Consider the following 16,994-nt stretch of genomic DNA (forward strand, 5'->3'; position numbering starts at 1 on the left):
GCGGCTTTCTGCTGGTTAGAAAGCCGCTTTGATATGTTTGATTTCACTGATGGCATCATCACGGCTCATAGTTACCGCGATAACATCAAACCTCATGGGCGGATAGGTCAATTGCCGCATCCGTAAATAAACCTGGGCGACAAGCGCCACCTGCTGCTGCTTGCGGCGGTCTACGGATTCGGCCGCGGTACCGAATCTTCCTCCCGCTCTTCTCGTCCTTACTTCAACAAAAACAAGCATGTGATCGATGGTTGCGATAATATCAATCTCTCCGGAGCGGCAACGCCAATTCCGCTCGATGACGGTATACCCTTCGTTCTCAAGATATAGGCAAGCAGCCGTTTCGCCGGCTTGACCGGTATGCCTTCTGCGGTCCTCACTCATTCAAATCCCTCGCTCTCTGATCGGAACGATAAACAAAACTTAAGATCTCGGCGACCAGCGTATAAAGCTCGGGCGGAATCGATTGATCCACATCCAGCTTGGACAACACCTCCACAAGCGAAGAGTCCTGCTGAACCGGCACATGATGCTCTGCCGCCTGCTCCAATATTTGTTCCGCCAAATAACCTTTCCCTTTGGCGGTTACGACCGGTGCTTTGTGCACGCCAGGCTCATATTTCAAAGCTACGGCCTTCTTGACCGTTCTCTTCTCCTTACCGCTCTTCTGCTCCGAACTCATGCCCTTATGTCGACTCCTTTATAACGCGTGTTCACGAATTGAGCCGGGTCCGGCATAATCCGATTGACGCCTTCTCCCAGAGCGCCGTCCGTTCTTGTCGGCGTAGCCCGAAGCGAAAGCAGCTGATAGCCTGCCTGGTTGAGGCTTGCCGCGATTTCGGTCCGGGAGGAATCCACAAGTGCGGCTATCGCCGGATGATCGTTCCACAACGTAAGGCTGACGATTTTGTCCATGACATTAACGTCAACCAAGGTAGGACCTAGCGTCTTCATCGACAAATCAAACAAAAGCCGGCAATTCTCGGCATCCAGTTGGCCTTGCCGCCCTCTTCTCGTCTGAATGTGTACGGAAGCGGTCTGATTCCCATCCGGACCTTTAAGCGGCACAAACATCGTAAGATGCGAGAAAACAGCACCGTTGCGTTCCGGCGATAACATCAGCTGCTGTCCCGTAATCTGCTGAACGAGCTGCTGTGCGGTTTCGCGCAAACCAGGCGGTGCTTCGCTGGATGCGGCAATGGCAAGCAGCGTGCTTTTTAACGATTCCTGCGCTGCAGGCTTGACCTCGTCAGCGCTCCCCGCACGGTCTGTTGTTGGCAGCTGCGGGGTTAATTGCAGCTCGCGGGATCGCTCGTTATGGACAGCTCTCTGCTCTTTTTCGTGAGGGGCAGCGGCGTCAGCTTGGTCTGGCTGCTGTCCTGCCGCCTGCTGCGTATTCGAGCTTTGGCGCGCCTCTGAACGTCCTTCTGCAGGCTGTTGGCGTGTAGGCGCATCGACAGAGCCATTTGGGCTGCGTGTGGCGGTTGGATCATCCGCAATTCCGCTGTCATTACTATTGCCACTGACCGCCATTGAAGCATCCTGTTCCTGAGGTTGAACAGCCCCTTGCGCAGGCGGGACCGGCAATTGCTTCGACAATTGATTCTCATAGTCGACGCCCATCCATTTCATCATCTGGCCCAGCCAGTTGCCTGATGCAGCCGTGCCGCTGCCGCCCGTGGCAACGCCCGGGCGGGCGCCTTGCGGCTCTGCGCCCTGCTCCGCGGGCTCCGCCGCGGACGCTTGCGCTGCCGCAGCAGGCGCGGCTTGGCCGCCCGCGCCTGTGCCTTCGGCGCGCTGCGCAGCTGCGCCTGCGCCGGCCGCTGCCGGCGCCTGCGGCGCGGCTGTCGCGGGCGGCTGCTCCGCCGTGGCCGCGGCGCTCTGCAGCGCTGCGCCTTCGGCGAGCAGCGCCGCCAGCCGCGCGGCCAGCTGCGGCAGCGCCTGCGGCGTGCTGCCGCCGGCGATGGCAGCAAGCTGCTGCTGCAGCGTATCCAGCAGTTCGTGCGCCGGACGCCCGAACATGACCTGCTGCAGCGCTCCAATCGTGCCGCCGGACATCGGCAGCCCTCGCTTCAACCCCGCCGCCGCCGCTTGCATCCACTGCTCGGCGTCCGCACCTTGCGGCATTGCCCCGGCAGCCGCCTTAAGCGACGCAAACGTGTCACGGCTCATCGTGACGCCGTCTTTTCTTAGATCCTTTAAGATGTTGCTCGCCCACTCCTGATCGGGCAGTCCGCTTTGCTTCAGCCAATCCTTTAGGGCATCTTCCAAGCCCGCCTGATTCTCCACCTGCTTAAGCACAAGCAGACCGCCAGCAGATTGAGGCTGCACCTGCAGCATCGCAAACTTCCCGGGCTCAAGCGGCAGCTCGAGAAACGCGCGAACCTGTACGCCGTTTATTTGAACCGTTGCCTCATTATTTTCGAGCAGCTGCAGAACCACGCCCCGGACAACCTGCCCCGGCTTCAGCTCCAGCTTTCGGGTATCCCCGGTGCCCGACGACTCTCCTAACAACCCTTTTACCAACTGTCCAATATTCATTTGGTCACCTTCTTCCGCTGTGCATAAGCTTGAAACGTCACAACGCGCCATTTGTTACCCTATTTATCGGTAGATGACCGCTCCTTCTGAAGAACAACGCGGCGACTTTCTGCTCACGCTTGCTCTAAATTAATCCAAGCTCGCGGCTCTTTCTTGATCCGTCCGCCTTTCCCCCAACAAAAAAGACAGCGTATCGCTCCGTTACAAGCAGTACGCTGTCTCTTTTAACACAATATTAAGGAATTTATTTAAAATAGCTGTTGTTGTTCCACGAAAATTTTACCCAAGAAAGACTTGCGGTGAAGCGGACTTGCTCCGTATTCGAGCAGCCGCTCCCGGTGCAGCTTGGTCGCATAGCCTTTATGTATCGCAATTCCATATTCCGGATAAAGCTGCTCCCACTCTTTTTCGCACAACCGGTCTCTTGTCACCTTCGCGATGATCGAGGCGGCTGCTATCGATTGACTGGTGGCATCCCCTTTTATTATCGCTAGCTGCGGCATCGGCAGATCTACCTTCTCCGCATCCACCAGCAAATAATCCGGCTGCGTCTTCAGCGATTCCAGCGCAATCTTCATCGCAAGCCTCGCAGCCTGCTTGATGTTGATTCGGTCGATGGTCTCGGCATCCACGCGGGCCGCGGCCCACGCAACGCTGTGATCAACAATAATGTCGTAGAGCTCGTTCCGTTTTTTCTCCGACAGCTTCTTAGAGTCGTTAACCCCTTCAAGCACGAGATGAGGCGGTAAAATAACCGCTGCGGCAACTACGTCGCCAAACAAGCAGCCTCTGCCTACCTCATCCACGCCGGCAATGGCGGAATATCCCTCATCCCATAGTCTTTGTTCATATTCCAGCACTTCTGTTACTCCCCCGGTCTGCCTGCAGCTGCCGGAAACGGTGCTTCCAGCGTGATGCGGCCAAGATTGCCGGAACGAAGCTCCCGCAAAATAATGCCGGACGCTTTCTCCAGATCCACTTGTCCTCCGCTTACAAGACAGCCTCTTCGGCGGCCGATTTCTTCCATAATCCGTACCACTTCATCCGACTCCGATGGATCGGTTGGAGCTTTATCAAGCTTAAATCGTTCCTGCAGCGCCGGCCAATAACGTTCGGCAAGCTCGCGAACCGCGAAAAACGCGATATCCTCCACGTTCAGAATCTGCTCTCTGATCGCACCCGTCATAGCTAGACGGTAGCCAACCAACTCATCCTCGAACTTTGGCCACAGAATACCCGGCGTATCCAGAAGATCCATGTCATAAGTTGTTTTAATCCACTGCTGCCCCTTTGTAACACCGGGCTTATCGCCGGTAATCGCGATATTCCGTCCTGCCAGACGGTTAATCAGCGTTGATTTCCCGACATTCGGTATCCCGACGATCAGCCCCCGAACGGCGCGGGGATTCATCCCTTTTGCCAGTTGACGGTCGATTTTCTCCTGCAGGATTTCCTTCGCCTTCACCGGAATATCTCCGACGCGCGTTCCTGTCGACGAATCGACAGCTACCGTTTCATGACCTTCGTATTTGAAATAGTCGATCCATTGCTCCGTCACCCTCGGATCGGCTAAATCCGACTTGTTCAAAACAATCAGCCGCGGCTTGCCGCCTAGGATTTCGTCAACCATAGGGTTGCGGCTGGAAAGCGGAATACGCGCATCCAATAGCTCAATGGCAATATCGATTAGTTTAAGCTTCTCTTGAATTTGCCGTTTTGCCCGGGTCATATGACCGGGAAACCATTGAATGGTCATTTCCTCACCTCATTGCAACATTACCAGTGCACTTTATAGTGCTTAATGATGCTGATTTTATTTAATGGCCAGAACATGGCGTCCGCACGGCCGATAACCTCTTTTTCAGACACAAAGCCGATATCGCGGCTGTCCTGGCTGTTTCCGCGATGGTCGCCCATTGCAAAAATCTTGCCGTCCGGAACAACGGATTCCGAAACATTCGCGTTCGGGAAGTCCGGGCCGGTATTGTACAGCTCGCCGCTCGCATGCGCCGCTTCAATAGCTTCTTTAATATAAGGCTCATCAACCTTCTGATCGTTAACGAACACATCGTCGCCGACTACCTTGATTGTATCGCCAGGCACGCCGATGACCCGTTTAATGAAATCGCGTCCTTGATCAGGAACGTGGAATACAACGACCTCTCCGTGATGCGGCTCGCGGATTTTGAAAATCAGCTTGTTGACGATCAGCCGCTCGCCCGTATAGAAGTTAGGCTCCATGGAAGGTCCTTCAACGATAAATGGCGAGAACAGAAACGTACGGATAATAAACACGAGAATGACCGCGATCGCGAGCGCTTTAATCCAATCCACAATTTCTTTGTACGCTCGTCCGCCTTTTTTAGCGTCAGCGGGTCCTGATGTATTCAGTACAGATCCATCGATTGCTTCTGTTTGTTGATTCGAATCTTCATTATGTTGTTGTGAATTCACCAGTACGCCTTCTTTCCATTCTATAGTGTCCCTATTCGTACATAGCAAGTCATGTCAAAATAACGAAAAGGAGCTTGTTTGAGCAAGCCCCTCTTGTCGTTTGATCTTAACGAATTTCTTTAATTCTCGCTGCTTTACCGCGCAGTTCGCGAAGATAGTACAGTTTCGCGCGACGCACTTTACCGCGACGAGCAACTTCAATTTTCTCGAGTTTTGGCGAATGCAGCGGGAAAGTTCTTTCCACACCAACACCGTACGAAATTTTGCGAACTGTGAAAGTTTCGCTGATTCCGCCGCCACGACGTTTGATTACAACGCCTTCGAACAACTGAATACGCTCGCGCGTGCCCTCGATAACTTTAACGTGTACTTTCAACGTGTCACCTGGACGGAAGCTAGGAAGGTCTTGACGAAGCTGTTCCTGAGCAATCGTTTGTAAAAGATTCATTGTAGTTTCACTCCTTCCACCATAGACGTTCTTAATAGCTCTTTCTGCTCTTCTGAGCAGCGTCATCACTATTAGCGGACCGCCCGATTAATACGAACAACATTTGAAATTTTAACACAGCATTGAACTTTTTTCAACCTAATATCACGTATTGCCCGCAAAAATTCTATTATTTCTTCATTATATCCAAAAGATTCGCTTTATACACGTTATTCCTTTATGAACCGCTGTTTCATGGACTTCCGGCTATAAGCCGTTTCTGCCGAATTCTATTTTGCTGATAGATTCGCCGCATCCGCCGTTTCTATCAAATGGCAATCTGCATACTTTGAAGTATTGCTAGACCAGCAATAATAGATTTGGAAAGGAGGTCATGTCTTTATGACGATCCGCAAAGTAAAAAAAGGGATCTGCCGGCCGCGGCCATTCAAGTCTGCTTTCAAAGCCGTCTCTAACAAAAATCAGTCCATCGGCAGACCGGAATTCGGCGTTACCGTCAAGTATGGCAAAGTGATCTTTGACGCGGGGAACGAATACAACCCCGATACTTCCACGTTTATACCAAAACATGACGGCGTCTACTCTTTATTTGGCAGTATTCTTTACAAAAGAGGCTCGCTGAAGCCTGACGAGGTATTGCTTCTTCTTACCGTCAACGATTTTGTGGTTTTTGCCGGCAGTAAAGTAATTAATTCGGACCGCGAGTTTATTACGGCAGCTGCTGTCAAAAAGCTCCGCAAGGGAGACAAAGTCAAACTCGTTGCTTCATCCCATGTCTCCGGCGGCGTGATTCTAAAAGGCTGCTCCACGCGTTTTAAAGGAAAAAGAATTCGTTAAGCGCCCCAATAGTAAAAAGAACCGCCTGCTCGGCCATATAGGCTGTGCGACGGTTCTTTTTTACGTGGATTGATCTTGTTCCTGAAGCGTCAGCCATTTGCGTTCCTTATCCGTCAGCTCTGCCTTCGCCAGCAGATCGGGACGGCGCTTAAGCGTCCGCAGAAGCGACTGCTCGCGTCGCCAAGTGTCAATCTTGGCATGATTGCCGGATACAAGCACATCGGGTACTGCCCAGTCTCTAAATACGGGCGGGCGCGTGTAATGCGGATATTCCAGCAGACCCGTGCTGTATGAATCCGTTACCGCGGAAGTCTCGTTTCCGAGCACGCCGGGCAGCAGCCGGACAACGCTGTCAATGACGGTCATAGCCGGAATTTCTCCGCCGGTTAACACATAATCGCCAATCGACAGCTCATCGGTTACCAAGTGCTCGCGGATACGTTCGTCGTAGCCTTCGTAATGGCCGCAGATTAGCACAAGATGCTCTTCCTTCGCCAGCTCTTCGGCCTTCTTTTGCGTAAAGGTCTCACCCTGCGGGCACATCAGAATAACGCGGGGACGCGCTCCGCTCTCCTTCTTTGCCATCAGATCCTCTACCGCAGCAAATACCGGTTCAGGCTTAAGGACCATGCCGCCGCCCCCGCCATACGGATAATCGTCAACGGTGTTATGCTTGTTGTTGGAATACTCTCGGAAGTTAATCGCTTCAAGCGATACAATCCCTTTTTCTTTAGCTTTGCCCAGGATGCTCGCGCCAAATACGCCGTCGAACATTTCCGGGAACAGCGTCAGCACATCGATACGCATCATTAGATCAGCCCTTCCAGCAACCGCACCGTTACCGTTTTGTTTGCCACGTCGACCTTAAGCAGGACATCGTCAATAACCGGCAGGAGCAGCTGCTTTTTCTTCGGCATATCCACAACCCATACATCGTTTGCGCCTGGACGCAAAATATCCGAGACGGTGCCAAGCTCTTCGCCATCTTCCGTTAGTACCCGGCAGCCCAGGATTTCATGGTAGTAGTATTCGCCTTCTTCGAGCTTTTCTAATGCTTCCTCGCCGATTTTCAGCATCCAGCCCTTATATTTCTCAACTTCGTTAATATCGTTATAGCCCTTCAGCTTCAGGATAAACATCCCTTTATGCTCCCGGGCGCCGGTTACTTCCACTTCAAGCTTCTGACCGTTGTCAGGATGCTGCAGGGACAGCTTGCTACCGCTCGCAAACCGGGATTCGGCGAAATCCGTCTGGGGCAATACTTTAACTTCGCCGCGCAGACCATGCGTATTGACCAGCTTGCCGACATTATAATATTTATTGCTCATCGTAAGTAACCACCCGTCTCTATTTGTACGAAAAAGGGCTAGGATAATTATCCTAACCCTGCATCGTATGCTTTTACGATATGATGTCTACGATAACGCGCTTCTGGGATTTGATGGCCGCTGATGTAACGACGGCACGTATAGCTTTCGCAATCCGTCCCTGCTTGCCGATTACTTTGCCGATATCATCGGCGTGAACCGACAGCTCGTACACCGTACCGCGATCATCCTCTCGCTCATTCACGCGCACGTCCTCTGGATGATCCACTAATGCCTTTGCTATGACAAGAATCAATTCTTTCATTTCAAGGCCCTCCGCTACTCAACAGTTATTTCTGTTGCTTAAGCTCATGGAACTTTTTCAGGACACCTGCTTTGGAAAGCAAGTCGCGAACGGTATCAGAAGCTTGAGCTCCTGTTTGCAGCCATTTCAACGCTTTCTCTTCGTCGATCGAGACTTGAGCCGGTTGAGCAACCGGGTTGTAAGTACCGATTTCTTCGATAAAGCGACCGTCACGTGGGGAACGGGAGTTAGAAACGACAACGCGGTAGAATGGAGCCTTGTGAGCACCCATACGTTTCAGACGAATACGTACTGCCATGGAAATTCACCTCCTTCGGTTAATCAACTGCACTTTTAAATCAATTAAAACGGGAATTTAAACCCTTTTCCGCCTTTGCCAAGCATGCCTTTCAGACCTTTCATTCCGCCCTTTGGACCTTTAGGGCCCATCATGGACGAGAACTGCTTCATCATCTTGCGCATGTCTTCGAACTGCTTAATAAGTCGGTTGACTTCCGTAATCGACGTTCCGCTGCCCGCGGCTACGCGTTTGCGGCGACTGTGATTCAGAAGCTCTGGCTTTTGCTTCTCTGCCTTCGTCATCGAGCGGACAATCGCTTCAACGCGGTTGATCTGCTTCTCGTCCACCTTCAGATCTTTCATGTTGCCCTTCATTTTGTTCATGCCGGGCAGCATATCCATAAGCTGATCCAATGGGCCCAGATTGCGGATTTGCGCCATCTGCTCAAGGAAGTCGTCGAAAGTAAATTCGGCGGTCCGCATTTTGCGTTCCATCTCTGCCGCTTTATCGGCATCAATGTTCGCCTGCGCTTTCTCGATCAGCGACAGCATATCCCCCATCCCGAGAATGCGGGAAGCCATCCGGTCCGGATGGAACGGTTCGAGCGCGTCAATCTTCTCGCCCATTGCCGCGAACTTGATCGGCTTGCCGGTTACCGCTTTGACGGACAATGCCGCACCGCCGCGCGTATCGCCGTCAAGCTTCGTCAGAACGACACCCGTCAGCTCAAGCTGCTCATGGAAGCTTTGCGCAACGTTTACCGCATCTTGGCCGGTCATTGCGTCAACGACGAGCAAGACTTCATCGGGGTTCACGTTCTGATGGATTTGCTTCAGCTCTTCCATCAGCGCCTCATCGATATGCAGCCTGCCCGCTGTATCGAAGATGACGTAATCGTTATGGTTTTCCTTGGCATGCGCTAAGCCTGCTTTCGCAATCTCAACCGGCGAGGTCTGATCGCCAAGCGAGAATACCGGCGCGTTAATCTGCTCGCCAAGCACTTGCAGCTGCTTGATCGCCGCAGGGCGGTAAATGTCGCACGCAACGAGGAGCGGTTTGCTATTGCCCTTTTGAAGCAATTTGGCCAGCTTGGCTGTTGTCGTTGTTTTACCCGCGCCTTGCAGACCAACCATCATAATGACGGTCGGAGGCTTGTTCGCTTTCGCAAGCTTGCTTTGCGTGCCGCCCATCAGTTCCGTTAACTCTTTGTTAACGATGTCGATGACGACCATGCCTGGCGTAAAGCTCTTGGAAACATCAAGGCCAAGCGCCTTCTCTTTTACTTTGGCGATAAAATCTTTGACGACTTTAAAGTTAACGTCAGCTTCGAGCAGCGCAAGACGCACCTCGCGCATTGCCTCATTCAAATCTTCTTCCGTTACTTTGCCTTTGCCTCTCAGCTTGCTGAACACATTTTGCAATCGGTTCGTTAAGCTCTCAAATGCCGCCATGATTCGTCACCTCCGTCACTATCAGTCTTCGTTAATTGCTCTATGTCTTTAAGAAGATCTTGCTTATAAGTAGGATCGATTGGCAGCTCGGCAACCTTCCGTTCCAGCCCTGCGGCAAGCTGCTGCAGGGCTTCATGCTTCGCCAGCAGATTAAGCTTGGCTTCATAGCCTTCAAGCACCTGCTCCGCCCGCTTCACATGTTCATAGACGGCCTGCCGGCTGATGCCGGATTCGGCTGCGATCTCGCCAAGCGAATAATCGTCGTGAAAATAATATTTTAAGAAGGTCCGCTGTTTCTCCGTGAGAAGCGGCTCATAGAAATCAAACAATAAGTTGATGCGTGTTGTCTTGGCTAGGGCATCCGGTTCGTGTATGGTCATCCGCTCTAAGCCCCTTTCAACATCATCCGTCAAGCAAAAAGCCTTGACAGTGTCACAACGTCTCTTATCTTACACGATCGCTGATGGCACTGTCAAGCTTTTGTCCTTGTCACTTATTCATTTGTTTCGGACTGTTCTTCTTCGCGCTGGATCAGCCCGGCAAACAAGGCGTGAACGAACTGCTCGGAGTCGAATTCCTGCAGATCCGTCATTTTCTCGCCAAGGCCAACAAGCTTCACCGGAAGATTCAGTTCATTTCGGATGGCGATGACAATACCGCCTTTTGCCGTACCGTCAAGCTTGGTCAGAACAAGACCGGTAACGCCGCTCTTCTCTCCGAAGAGCTTCGCTTGGCTGAGAGCGTTCTGGCCTGTTGTCGCATCAAGCACAAGCAGCACTTCATGCGGAGCATCCGGAATTTCGCGCTGGATAACGCGGAAAATCTTGTTCAGCTCTTCCATCAGGTTTGTTTTGTTCTGGAGCCGGCCGGCCGTATCGCAGAGAAGGACGTCAACGCCTCGCTGCTTTGCCGCTTGAACCGCATCAAACATAACCGCAGCCGGATCTGAACCGGATTGCTGCTTGATCACGTCGACGCCTACGCGTTGACCCCATACTTCAAGCTGCTCGATAGCCGCCGCACGGAAGGTGTCGCCCGCTGCCAGAAGCACGCTTTTGCCTTCGCTTTTGAACTTATGGGCGAGCTTGCCGATCGTTGTAGTCTTGCCTACGCCGTTAACGCCAACAAACAAAATAACGGTAATGCCGCTTTTCGCCATTTGAAGGCCGGGGTTTTGCTCCCCCTTCAGCAGACCGATCAGCTTTTCCGAGAGGATTGGCTGCAGCTCGGCTGCCTGCTCGATTTTCCGCTTTTTCACTTCAGCGCGGAGATCGTCAATCAAGGTCATCACCGTATTGACGCCAACATCGGCGCCGATGAGAATTTCCTCAAGCTCCTCGTAGAACTCCTCGTCGATTTTTTTGCGGCGCGTAATCAGCTCTTCGACCTTCTCGACAAGGGCAACGCGCGTTTTGGTCAGGCCTTCTTTAAATATCGTGGTTACCGCTTCGGTCTTCGAAGCGATGCTTTCCTTCAGCTTTTTGAAAAAACTCATACGGGTTCTAGTCCTCCATCCTATTAGGCCAATGTTTAAGCGGATTCCTGTTCTTCCGCATCTTCTTCCAGGCGCACGGATACCAGCTTCGATACGCCGCCTTCCTCCATCGTTACGCCGTACAGGACATCGGCTTCCTCCATTGTTCCTTTACGGTGCGTTACGACGATAAACTGCGTAAGTCCGGAAAACTCGCGCAGATATTGGGCAAAACGGGCAACGTTCGCTTCATCAAGCGCCGCTTCTACCTCGTCAAGCACGCAGAACGGCACCGGCTTCACCTGCAGAATGGCGAACAATAACGCGATTGCCGTAAGCGCCCGCTCCCCGCCGGAAAGCAGTTGAAGGTTTTGCAGCTTTTTGCCCGGAGGCTGTGCGACGATATCGATCCCCGTATCCAAGACCCGCTCAGGATCAACCAGAACCAGGTCAGCTCGGCCCCCGCCAAACAACTTCGCAAATACAACCACGAAATGTCTGCGGATCTGTTCGAAGGTTGACCGGAAGCGCTTGGACATTTCTTCGTCCATCTCGCGGATAACCTGATACAAGGTTGTCTTGGCTTCCACCAGGTCATCCTTCTGCTCGGTAAGGAATTCGAAACGCTCCCTTACGCGTTCATACTCTTCAATCGCGCCTAGGTTCACGTCGCCAAGCGCCGTAATTTGGCGCTTGATGTCGCGGACCGCGTTTTGCGTGCCAACGATGTCCTCCGGCACCGGATATTGCTCCTTGGCAAGTTCGAAGCTGAGTTCGTACTCTTCGCTCAGCTTGCGGAGCAGGTTGTCCAGCTCCACGTCGAGACGGTTGGCCGCGATTTCGGTCTGGCGCATCTGCTCTTCCACTTGGCGGAGCTGTCCGCGCTGTTCCTTCGTATCGCTCTCGCCCTGCTCCAGCTCCTTCAAGCGATCAGCACGGGCTGATCGCTTCAAATCCGTCTGCTCCGCGCATTCCTGCTTCTTCAGTCGCAGATGATTCAGCTGCTCGATCTGGGCGATGGTCTCCTCGCCGTGACGCTCCATTTCGGCATCCTGCTGGCTGTATAGATTGCGGTAGTTTGCAAGCTCCTGCTTGGCGCGTTGAATATCGGCACGAACGCGAGCTGCCTGATCCTCGAAGGATTGCTTCTCTTGATCGGTCTTCGCTACGGAGATTTTCAAATCCGTAAGCTGAACCTGCAGCTCTTCCTTGGCCGTCTCGCTTGCCTTGCGGCGCTCTTCGGCAAGCCTGATCGCTTCCTGCAGTCGGGCTTCGTCCGCCGTCAGCTGTTCAAGCCTCACCTCGGCCTCAGCCGCCATATCCAGCATCGACTGGTGCTCAGCCGTATGATTCGTGCGGTCTGCCGTAAACAGCTGTTCTTGTTCGGTGAGATGCTTCGCCTCATTGTTCAGCTGCTGCAGCTCCGCACGGACCTGCTGCTCGTCAATCCGGTATTGCTCCGCCTGCGAGCGAAGCTCCTCCATATTTTGCGAGAGGATGGACTGTTTCTTGCGGATATCGCTTAACTTGTCCCGCAGCTGGGCGATTGTTTTCTCGCCTTCCGCAATCTCTTGATCCAATGCTTCAATCTGGCGCTGACGGCCAAGCAGGCTTGCCCCCTTCTTCTGAAGGCTGCCGCCTGTCATCGAACCGCCTGCGTTTACAACATCGCCTTCCAGCGTTACGACGCGGTAGCGGTATTGGCATTTGGATGCAATACGGTTGGCTTGCTCCAGCGTTTCGGCCAACAGCACGTTGCCGAGCAAATTTTGTATAATCGCTTCGTAACGCGGTTCGCAAGACACCAAATCCGCCGCAACGCCTACAAAGCCGTCAACCGACTCCGCCATCCGCTTATCATGCTCGGGAACATGACGACCCCGGATAACGTCAAGCGGAAGGAAAGTCGCGCGGCCAAGCTGACGCTGCTTCAGGAAGGCAATCGCGCTTCGCGCCGTCTTCTCGTCTTCCATAACGATATGCTGCAGGGCGCCGCCTAACGCGGTTTCTACAGCAGTCTCAATTCTCTCGGGCACACGGACGAGCTCAGCCACGGCGCCATGCACACCGCTGATACCTCCGGAGCCTGAAGATCTGCGGGATGCCTTAAGGACTTCGCGGACGCCATGCATAAATCCGTCCAAGGCGTCCTGCATTTCCTTCATCGTATCGCGCCGCGAGACTTGAGCGTCAAGCTTCTGCTCCCATTTGCGCAGCGCGGCCGTTGCATCCTCCGCTATTTGGCCAAGCTCCTTGGCTTTCTCCGCTTGATCGATATATTTGGTGCGCGCCTTGCCGATCGCATCAAGAGTAGCTTCAAGCTGCTTCTCAAGCTCTGCTCTCCGGGCATTAAGCTTACGCTGCTGCTCTGCCCACTTTGCTTCCTCATCGCTGAGTCGCTCCATGCGGCGCTGTACCGCTTCCTGCTGCTGGGCAGCGTAACGGATCTCGTTGCGCAGCTGAGCCATCGTGCTGAGCACCTCAAGCAATTCGCCCTTCAGCATTTCTTCGGCGTCCGCCGCTGTACCGCCGGATACGCCGATTAGGTTATTTTCTTCGACAGCTAGCTTCTGTTTGAGCTCAGCCAGCTGCAATTCCAATACCGCGGCGCGATTGCGGAATTCCGCTTCTTCGCTGGTCAGCGCTGCGATTCTCTCATCCTGGGCGGAAATCGTTTCTTCGAGCTGCTTTTTATTTTGCTCCAGGTTCTTCTTCCGTTCCTTCAGCACCTCGCCGTAGCCTTCGCATTTCTCGTACTCTTCACTGTAGTGAAGCATGTCCTCATGAAGTCGGTCCAGCGCTTCCTCCAGCTCGCGAAGCGCCTGGCGGTCCTTCTCGAGATGGGCATCATGCTTGCTGACAACGGTAGACAGCTCCAGCTGTTCACGCTTCAAACGCTCCAGCTTGGCATTCGATTCGGACCAAGAGCCGTACACATTCTCAATATTATGTACGTACATCGAGATCTCCTGCGTCTTCAACTGCTCCCTGAGCTGCTTGAAGTGGATGGCTTTCTCCGATTGAACGCGCAGCGGCTCTACCTGATCCTCCAGCTCTGTCACAAGGTCATGGATCCGGAGCAGATTGTTCTCCGTGTCTTCCAGCTTGCGCTGAGCTTCGCGTTTACGCGATTTATATTTAACGATGCCCGACGCTTCTTCAAAAATACCCCTGCGGTCTTCCGATCGGGTACTTAATATTTCCTCAATACGGCCTTGTCCGATAATGGAATAGGCTTCTTTGCCGATACCCGTATCCATAAACAGCTCGGTAATATCCTTCAGCCGGCAAGACTGCTTGTTAATCATATATTCGCTATCGCCGCTCCGATGGACTCGGCGGGTAACCGTCACTTCATTGTATTCAAGCGGCAGTGCCCCATCGCCGTTATCAAGCGTCAGCGATACTTCGCCGTAGTTAACAGCCTTGCGCGCGTCGCTTCCGGCAAAAATAATATCTTCCATCTTGCCGCCGCGAAGGCTCTTGGCGCTTTGCTCGCCCAGCACCCAGCGGATGCCGTCCGAAATATTGCTTTTACCGCTGCCGTTAGGTCCAACGACAGCCGTAATGCCGGTGACGAATTCCATTTCCGTCTTGTCGGCAAACGATTTAAATCCCGATAATTCTATCCGTTTCAGGAACATAACCTGGCTTTCACCTCATCGCCTATTGTAACACAACTTAACGCGGCTCGTTAACCTTTTACCCGTTGTAAAATCAGACAAGGCGGGTCAAGCGAAACGGCTATAACCGTCCTTTAGGCAGCGAAGCGCGAATTAAAAAAAGCCTGCCGCAGATCCCTTACTTGAGTCCGCAACAGGCTTATTCCATTATTCCGTTAGCGATTGCCAAGCAACTGCCGCAGCACGCTGCTCCGCTTCCTTCTTCGTTCTGCCGCTGCCGTTACCGTAAGGAATTTCGCCGATGCAAACCTCGACGACAAACTCGCGGTCATGGGCAGGTCCACGCTCTTCCATAATCCGGTATTCTACGGCTCCAAGCCCTTTGTGCTGGGCGCGCTCCTGCAGCTTGGACTTGAAATCCTTCACAAGCAGGCCGTAGTCATTGGATTCAATGTAAGGGAACATATGCGTCTCGAGAAAGGCTCTTGTCCGTTCGATACCGGCATCAAGGAATATCGCTCCAACAAAGGCTTCGAACAAATCGGCGAGCAGCGCGGGACGCTGTCTTCCTCCAAGCTGCTCTTCGCCTCTGCCAAGCTGAATATGGGCGCCAAGCTCCAGCCGCTCCGCGAATTGGGCCAACGACGGCTCGCAAACGACAGACGCGCGCATACGGGTCAGCTCGCCTTCCGGCCGGTTCGGATACGCCGCAAACAAATATTCCGATACGAGCAGTTGCAGAACGGCATCGCCCAGAAACTCCAGGCGTTCGTTATGCTCGATCGTCCCATGCTTATGTTCATTGACATAAGAAGTATGCGTAAAAGCCTGCTTCAGCAGCTTGAGCTGTTTGAAGCGAAGCTGCAGACGGGTCTGCAGCTCGTTAATGGAATCACGCTTCATAGACTTTCATCACGATCGTCGCGTTATGACCGCCGAAGCCGAACGAGTTGGACAGCGCCGTTCTGACATCCGCTTTACGCGGCGTATTCGGCACGTAATCCAGGTCAAGCTCAGGATCTTGATTCTCCAGGTTAATGGTTGGAGCAATAATGCCGTTCTTGAGCGTAAGGCCCAGAATAACGGCTTCTACGCCGCCGGCAGCGCCGAGCAGATGGCCGGTCATCGATTTTGTCGAGCTGACTGCTAGCTTATAAGCATGGTCGCCAAACGCTTTTTTGATCGCGCTTGTTTCGGAACGGTCGCCTACCGGCGTGGAAGTACCGTGTGCGTTGATATAATCAATCGCTTCAGGCGCAATTCCCGCATCGCGCAACGCTTTCGTCATGCAGCGTGCGGCTCCGTCCGGATCCGGCTCCGTCATGTGATGAGCATCGCCGCTCATGCCGTAGCCGATAACTTCCGCGTAGATTTGAGCGCCGCGTTTTTGAGCATGCTCGAGCGATTCAAGAATCAGAACGCCCGCCCCTTCGCCCATGACGAACCCGTCGCGGCCGATATCGAACGGACGGCTTGCTTTCTCCGGCTCGTCGTTGCGCACGGACATCGCGCGCATCGAACAGAAGCCCGCAAGACCCGTAGGACGGATCGTTGCTTCCGCGCCGCCGCAGATCATGACGTCGGCATCGCCGCGCTGAATCATCTTGAACGAATCGCCGATCGAGTGGGTACCCGTCGCGCAAGCGGTAACCGCCGTGCTGTTCGGGCCTTTCGCGCCGGTCAGCATCGAGACTTGTCCGGATGCCATGTTCGCGATCATCATCGGAATGAAGAACGGGCTTACGCGCTTAGGACCCTTCTCAAGCAGAATGTTATGCTGGTCCTCCCAAGTTCCGAGACCGCCGATTCCGGAGCCCACGATAACGCCTACACGCTCGGGATCGACATTGGAGCCGATCTCAAGGCCGGCGTCTTTAACCGCGTTTAAGCTGGCAACGGACGCGAATTGGACGAAACGGTCCATGCGGCGCGCTTCTTTTTTATCAAGATTGTAATCTTCCGGATTGAAGTCCTTTACTTCAGCGGCAATTTGAGTCGGATATTCGGATACGTCGAACGCTTCGATATGCGATACGCCCGATTTCCCTTCCATCAAATTACCCCAAAACTGTTCCAGGTCTGCTCCGAGCGAGGTAATGACCCCCATGCCGGTAACGACAACTCTTTGTTTCATTGTAAGATTCACCTCAAAGTGGACTGCAATTTAGATGCGTGCGTCACATCTTCTATAATAAAAAGCGTACAAGCTCATTCATAATGTCATCAATGATTCCGTGCCTCAGATGGAGAGAAG

General features: G+C 53.3%; 18 protein-coding genes. 1 reads left to right on the top strand and 17 read right to left on the bottom strand.

Annotated elements, in window-relative coordinates; all coding sequences use genetic code 11:
• Positions 1 to 15 precede the first annotated feature (15 nt).
• From WFK81_RS08720 to rplS, 7 genes are all read right to left on the bottom strand, one after another.
• Complete coding sequence (locus WFK81_RS08720) at positions 16 to 384, bottom strand: YraN family protein (protein WP_336786034.1); 369 nt, start codon at positions 382 to 384, stop codon at positions 16 to 18.
• Positions 377 to 682, bottom strand: coding sequence for an EscU/YscU/HrcU family type III secretion system export apparatus switch protein (locus WFK81_RS08725; protein WP_336786035.1), 306 nt, complete (start codon positions 680 to 682; stop codon positions 377 to 379). Before WFK81_RS08725 ends, WFK81_RS08720 begins: the two co-directional genes overlap by 8 nt.
• The gene (locus tag WFK81_RS08730; RefSeq protein WP_336786036.1) at positions 679 to 2,541 is read right to left on the bottom strand and encodes a hypothetical protein; all 1,863 of its coding nucleotides are present in this window, start codon (positions 2,539 to 2,541) and stop codon (positions 679 to 681) included. The genes WFK81_RS08725 and WFK81_RS08730 overlap by 4 nt, the downstream gene beginning before the upstream one ends.
• Before the next feature lie 248 nt (positions 2,542 to 2,789).
• The gene (locus tag WFK81_RS08735) at positions 2,790 to 3,401 is read right to left on the bottom strand and encodes a ribonuclease HII (protein ID WP_336786037.1); all 612 of its coding nucleotides are present in this window, start codon (positions 3,399 to 3,401) and stop codon (positions 2,790 to 2,792) included.
• Positions 3,402 to 3,406: 5 nt separating this feature from the next.
• Positions 3,407 to 4,297 (bottom strand): ribosome biogenesis GTPase YlqF, encoded by an 891-nt coding sequence (gene ylqF / locus WFK81_RS08740; protein WP_336786038.1) that lies wholly within the window; start codon positions 4,295 to 4,297, stop codon positions 3,407 to 3,409.
• A 20-nt stretch (positions 4,298 to 4,317) separates the two neighbouring features.
• Positions 4,318 to 4,995: a signal peptidase I gene (gene lepB, locus WFK81_RS08745; protein WP_442956036.1), complete on the bottom strand. Its 678-nt coding sequence runs from the start codon at positions 4,993 to 4,995 to the stop codon at positions 4,318 to 4,320.
• 106 nt (positions 4,996 to 5,101) lie between these two features.
• Entirely contained in the window at positions 5,102 to 5,443 is a 342-nt protein-coding gene (gene rplS / locus WFK81_RS08750) for a 50S ribosomal protein L19 (RefSeq protein ID WP_015845052.1), read from the bottom strand.
• 381 nt (positions 5,444 to 5,824) lie between these two features.
• On the opposite strand from rplS, the gene WFK81_RS08755 reads away from it, so the two are divergent.
• Positions 5,825 to 6,280 (top strand): C1q-like domain-containing protein, encoded by a 456-nt coding sequence (locus tag WFK81_RS08755; RefSeq protein WP_336786039.1) that lies wholly within the window; start codon positions 5,825 to 5,827, stop codon positions 6,278 to 6,280.
• Between the two features lie 60 nt (positions 6,281 to 6,340).
• Here WFK81_RS08755 and trmD read toward each other — a convergent pair whose 3' ends face one another.
• The 10 genes from trmD to fabF all read right to left on the bottom strand — a co-directional run bounded on the left by trmD (position 6,341) and on the right by fabF (position 16,874).
• The gene (gene trmD / locus WFK81_RS08760) at positions 6,341 to 7,087 is read right to left on the bottom strand and encodes a tRNA (guanosine(37)-N1)-methyltransferase TrmD (protein ID WP_336786455.1); all 747 of its coding nucleotides are present in this window, start codon (positions 7,085 to 7,087) and stop codon (positions 6,341 to 6,343) included.
• Positions 7,088 to 7,089: 2 nt separating this feature from the next.
• A complete protein-coding gene (gene rimM / locus WFK81_RS08765; protein WP_336786040.1) occupies positions 7,090 to 7,608 on the bottom strand; it encodes a ribosome maturation factor RimM in 519 nt (172 codons plus the stop codon).
• 73 nt (positions 7,609 to 7,681) lie between these two features.
• Positions 7,682 to 7,912: a KH domain-containing protein gene (locus WFK81_RS08770; RefSeq protein WP_127499255.1), complete on the bottom strand. Its 231-nt coding sequence runs from the start codon at positions 7,910 to 7,912 to the stop codon at positions 7,682 to 7,684.
• A 25-nt stretch (positions 7,913 to 7,937) separates the two neighbouring features.
• Positions 7,938 to 8,210, bottom strand: coding sequence for a 30S ribosomal protein S16 (gene rpsP, locus WFK81_RS08775; protein ID WP_132305691.1), 273 nt, complete (start codon positions 8,208 to 8,210; stop codon positions 7,938 to 7,940).
• A 44-nt stretch (positions 8,211 to 8,254) separates the two neighbouring features.
• Positions 8,255 to 9,643 (bottom strand): signal recognition particle protein, encoded by a 1,389-nt coding sequence (gene ffh / locus WFK81_RS08780; RefSeq protein ID WP_336786041.1) that lies wholly within the window; start codon positions 9,641 to 9,643, stop codon positions 8,255 to 8,257.
• A complete protein-coding gene (gene ylxM, locus WFK81_RS08785; RefSeq protein ID WP_442956037.1) occupies positions 9,622 to 10,023 on the bottom strand; it encodes a YlxM family DNA-binding protein in 402 nt (133 codons plus the stop codon). The genes ffh and ylxM overlap by 22 nt, the downstream gene beginning before the upstream one ends.
• A gap of 113 nt (positions 10,024 to 10,136) precedes the next feature.
• Positions 10,137 to 11,138, bottom strand: a complete 1,002-nt coding sequence (gene ftsY, locus WFK81_RS08790) for a signal recognition particle-docking protein FtsY (protein ID WP_336786042.1) — start codon at positions 11,136 to 11,138, stop codon at positions 10,137 to 10,139.
• A gap of 35 nt (positions 11,139 to 11,173) precedes the next feature.
• Positions 11,174 to 14,761: a chromosome segregation protein SMC gene (smc, locus tag WFK81_RS08795; RefSeq protein ID WP_336786043.1), complete on the bottom strand. Its 3,588-nt coding sequence runs from the start codon at positions 14,759 to 14,761 to the stop codon at positions 11,174 to 11,176.
• A 186-nt stretch (positions 14,762 to 14,947) separates the two neighbouring features.
• Positions 14,948 to 15,643: a ribonuclease III gene (rnc, locus tag WFK81_RS08800; RefSeq protein ID WP_015845063.1), complete on the bottom strand. Its 696-nt coding sequence runs from the start codon at positions 15,641 to 15,643 to the stop codon at positions 14,948 to 14,950.
• Entirely contained in the window at positions 15,633 to 16,874 is a 1,242-nt protein-coding gene (gene fabF / locus WFK81_RS08805) for a beta-ketoacyl-ACP synthase II (RefSeq protein ID WP_336786044.1), read from the bottom strand. The genes rnc and fabF overlap by 11 nt, the downstream gene beginning before the upstream one ends.
• Positions 16,875 to 16,994: the final 120 nt, after the last annotated feature.

This window comes from Paenibacillus sp. MMO-177 (assembly GCF_037147795.1).
GTDB lineage: Bacteria > Bacillota > Bacilli > Paenibacillales > Paenibacillaceae > Pristimantibacillus.

Coding starts and splice junctions, on each gene's coding strand:
- WFK81_RS08720 (WP_336786034.1), bottom strand. CDS start 384: ATGAGTGAGGACCGCAGAAGGCATACCGGTCAAGCCGGCGAAACGGCT.
- WFK81_RS08725 (WP_336786035.1), bottom strand. CDS start 682: ATGAGTTCGGAGCAGAAGAGCGGTAAGGAGAAGAGAACGGTCAAGAAG.
- WFK81_RS08730 (WP_336786036.1), bottom strand. CDS start 2,541: ATGAATATTGGACAGTTGGTAAAAGGGTTGTTAGGAGAGTCGTCGGGC.
- ylqF (WP_336786038.1), bottom strand. CDS start 4,297: ATGACCATTCAATGGTTTCCCGGTCATATGACCCGGGCAAAACGGCAA.
- rplS (WP_015845052.1), bottom strand. CDS start 5,443: ATGAATCTTTTACAAACGATTGCTCAGGAACAGCTTCGTCAAGACCTT.
- WFK81_RS08755 (WP_336786039.1), top strand. CDS start 5,825: ATGACGATCCGCAAAGTAAAAAAAGGGATCTGCCGGCCGCGGCCATTC.
- trmD (WP_336786455.1), bottom strand. CDS start 7,087: ATGCGTATCGATGTGCTGACGCTGTTCCCGGAAATGTTCGACGGCGTA.
- rimM (WP_336786040.1), bottom strand. CDS start 7,608: ATGAGCAATAAATATTATAATGTCGGCAAGCTGGTCAATACGCATGGT.
- WFK81_RS08770 (WP_127499255.1), bottom strand. CDS start 7,912: ATGAAAGAATTGATTCTTGTCATAGCAAAGGCATTAGTGGATCATCCA.
- rpsP (WP_132305691.1), bottom strand. CDS start 8,210: ATGGCAGTACGTATTCGTCTGAAACGTATGGGTGCTCACAAGGCTCCA.
- ffh (WP_336786041.1), bottom strand. CDS start 9,643: ATGGCGGCATTTGAGAGCTTAACGAACCGATTGCAAAATGTGTTCAGC.
- ylxM (WP_442956037.1), bottom strand. CDS start 10,023: ATGACCATACACGAACCGGATGCCCTAGCCAAGACAACACGCATCAAC.
- ftsY (WP_336786042.1), bottom strand. CDS start 11,138: ATGAGTTTTTTCAAAAAGCTGAAGGAAAGCATCGCTTCGAAGACCGAA.
- smc (WP_336786043.1), bottom strand. CDS start 14,761: ATGTTCCTGAAACGGATAGAATTATCGGGATTTAAATCGTTTGCCGAC.
- rnc (WP_015845063.1), bottom strand. CDS start 15,643: ATGAAGCGTGATTCCATTAACGAGCTGCAGACCCGTCTGCAGCTTCGC.
- fabF (WP_336786044.1), bottom strand. CDS start 16,874: ATGAAACAAAGAGTTGTCGTTACCGGCATGGGGGTCATTACCTCGCTC.